This window comes from Nonomuraea mesophila (assembly GCF_004352805.1).
Lineage (GTDB): Bacteria > Actinomycetota > Actinomycetes > Streptosporangiales > Streptosporangiaceae > Nonomuraea > Nonomuraea longispora.
Window position 1 is genome coordinate 1 of record NZ_SMLD01000349.1, and the last position, 2,789, is coordinate 2,789.

Here is a 2,789-nt window from a genome sequence, read left to right on the forward strand (position 1 = left end):
TGGGTGGGGTGCGGGCGCAGATGGTGACGGTGGCGCCTGCCTCGTGGAAGGCCCTGGCGATGGCGGCGCCGATGCCCTTGGTGCCGCCCGTCACCAGGACGGCCTTGCCCGTGTAGTCGTAAGTCACGGTCACGGGTGCTACCGTACCAAGCAAGCGTTAGGTGCAACCAGGGAGTCGGGTTGGGGATCACGCTGCGGGCCGGGCCGGTCGCTGAGGTCGTCGTGGACGTGCCACCGGTGAACGCGCTGACCGTGCGGGCCTGGGAGGAGCTGGCCGGGGCCGTACGGACCGCCGGCCGCGATCCGGGCACCCGCGTGGTCGTGCTGCGGGCCGAGGGGCGCGGGTTCAACGCGGGAGTCGACATCAAGGAGCTGCGGGACGCCGGCGGGCACGAGCGGCTGGTCGCGGTCAACCGGGCGTGTCATGCGGCGTTCTCGGCGGTGTACGGGTGCGCGGTGCCGGTCGTCGCGGCCGTGCAGGGGCACTGCCTGGGCGGCGGCGTCGGGCTGGCGGGCAACGCCGACGTGGTGGTGGCCAGCGACGACGCCTACTTCGGGCTGCCCGAGGTCGACAGGGGCGCGCTGGGCGCCGCCACGCACCTGGCCAGGCTCGTGCCGCCGCACCTGATGCGGGCCATGGTCTACACGTGCAGGAACGCCACGGCGGCCGAGCTGCACACGTTCGGGTCGGTGCTGGAGGTGGTGCCGCGCGACCGGCTGCGGGACGCGGCGACCGAGGTGGCGGAACAGATCGCCGCGAAGGACCCGTACGTCATCCGCTGCGCCAAGGAGTCGCTCAACGGCATCGACCCGGTGGACGTCGACCGCAGCTACCGCTTCGAGCAGGGCTTCACCTTCGAGCTGACCCTCATGGGCACGGGCGACCGGCACAGGGAGCGGTTCGCATGACGAAGCTGATGACGGCCGAGGAGGTCGCCGCGTCGGTGGAGAGCGGCATGACGGTCGGGATCGGCGGCTGGGGTTCGCGCCGCAAGCCGATGGCCCTCGTACGCGCTGTCCTCCGCTCCCCCGTCCGCGACCTCACGCTCGTCTCGTACGGCGGCCCCGACGTCGGCATGCTCTGCGCGGCGGGGAAGGTGGGCAGGGTCGTGGCCCCGTTCGTCACGCTCGATTCCATCCCGCTTGAGCCCCACTTCCGGCGGGCCAGGCAGGCGGGCACGATCGCGTTCACCGAGTACGACGAGGGCATGTTCATGTTCGGGCTGCTGGCGGCGGCGCACCGGCTGCCGTTCCTGCCGACGCGGGCGGGGCTGGGCTCGGACGTGATGCGGGTCAATCCGGAGCTGCGCACGGTCCGGTCGCCGTACGCGGACGGGGAGGAACTGGTCGCGGTCCCCGCCCTGACGATGGACGTGGCGCTGGTGCACATGAACCGGGCCGACGCGCGGGGCAACGCACAGTACCTGGGCCCCGATCCGTACCTCGACGACCTCTACGCCAAGGCGGCCGCGCGGTGTTACGTGTCGTGCGAGCGGATCGTGGAGAACCTGCTCAAGGAGGGTCCCCTGCAGTCGTTGCTGATCAGCCGGTCGATGGTGACGGGCGTCGTGGAGGCGCCCGGCGGGGCCGGGTTCACCTCGTGCGAACCCGACTACGGGCGCGACGAGGCGCTCCAGCGGCGCTACGCGGAAACGCCATGGGAGGACTGGGATGAGCGGCCCTGTGAGCCGTAGGGCCGACGTGTGCGTGGTGGCGTGCGCGGAGGCGTTCAGGGGTGACGGCGAGATCCTGGCGGCCGGCATCGGCGGGGCGGTGACGGTGCTGGCGGCGCGGCTGGCGCGGCTGACGTTCGAGCCGGACCTGCTCACGCACGACGGCACCTGCCTGCTCACCGGCGACGTGCCCGCGCTGGGCGAGGCGCCGGAGCGGGTGGAGGGGTGGCTGCCGTTCCGCGACCATCTGTGGCTGGTGCTGAACGGGCGCCGCCACGTCATGCTGGGCGCGAGCCAGATCGACCGGTACGGCAACTCGAACATCTCCTGCATCGGCGACTGGGCCCGGCCCAAGGCGCAGCTCCTGGGCGTGCGGGGCGCGCCGGGCAACACGCGGTGCGACCCGACGAGCTACTGGATCCCCCGGCACTCCCCCCGCGTGTTCGTGCCCGAGGTGGACATGGTCAGCGGGCTCGGCACCGACCGGGGGGCGTACGCACTGCGGCGGGTGGTGACGAACCTGGCCGTCCTGGACTTCGGCCCGCCTGACAGGTCGATGCGGCTGGTGTCGGTCCATCCCGGGGTGAGCGTGGACGAGGTGGTCGCGGCGACCGGGTTCGATCTCACCATCCCCGGCGACGTACCCCGGACGCGGGAGCCGTCCGAGGAGGAACTGCTCGTCCTGGACAGGCTCGATCCCGGACGTTCACGCGACCGGGAGGTCCCCGCGTGAGGACCGCCCTCACCTCGCTGACCGGCTGCCGGCATCCGATCGTGCAGACCGGCATGGGGTACGTCGCCGGCGCCCGGCTGGCGGCGGCCACCTCGCGCGCGGGCGGCCTGGGCGTGATCGGGGCGGCGACCATGTCCGTACCCGAGATGACCGCCGCGATCAGGCGGGTGAAGGAGCGCACGGACGCGCCGTTCGGCGTCAACATCCGCGCCGACGCCGGCGACGCCGCCGAACGGGTCGAGGTGATGGTCCGCGAGGGCGTACGGGTCGCGTCGTTCGCCATGGCCCCCAAGCGGGAGCTGATCGCCCGGTTGAAGGACGCGGGCGTGGTGACGATCCCGTCGGTGGGGGCGCTCCGGCACGCGGAGAAGGTGGCGGGGTGG

At 72.8% G+C, this 2,789-nt stretch carries 5 protein-coding genes; 4 read left to right on the plus strand and 1 reads right to left on the minus strand.

The features are described from left to right. Positions 1-133: SDR family NAD(P)-dependent oxidoreductase (locus E1295_RS47855; RefSeq protein WP_132342077.1), on the minus strand; the 133-nt coding region annotated here is incomplete at its 3' end. A 47-nt stretch (positions 134-180) separates the two neighbouring features. Between E1295_RS47855 and E1295_RS47860 the strand changes: the two genes are divergently transcribed. The 4 genes from E1295_RS47860 to E1295_RS47875 form a co-directional block, all read left to right on the plus strand. Next, a complete protein-coding gene (locus tag E1295_RS47860; RefSeq protein WP_132642006.1) occupies positions 181-909 on the plus strand; it encodes an enoyl-CoA hydratase family protein in 729 nt (242 codons plus the stop codon). Next, positions 906-1,694, plus strand: coding sequence for a CoA transferase subunit A (locus E1295_RS47865; RefSeq protein ID WP_132642008.1), 789 nt, complete (start codon positions 906-908; stop codon positions 1,692-1,694). Before E1295_RS47860 ends, E1295_RS47865 begins: the two co-directional genes overlap by 4 nt. Then, positions 1,672-2,406 carry a CoA-transferase subunit beta gene (locus E1295_RS47870; protein WP_132642010.1) on the plus strand — a complete coding sequence of 245 codons (735 nt, stop codon included), beginning with the start codon at positions 1,672-1,674 and terminating at the stop codon, positions 2,404-2,406. The genes E1295_RS47865 and E1295_RS47870 overlap by 23 nt, the downstream gene beginning before the upstream one ends. Further along, positions 2,403-2,789: NAD(P)H-dependent flavin oxidoreductase (locus E1295_RS47875; protein WP_132642012.1), on the plus strand; the 387-nt coding region annotated here is incomplete at its 3' end. The genes E1295_RS47870 and E1295_RS47875, both read left to right, overlap by 4 nt.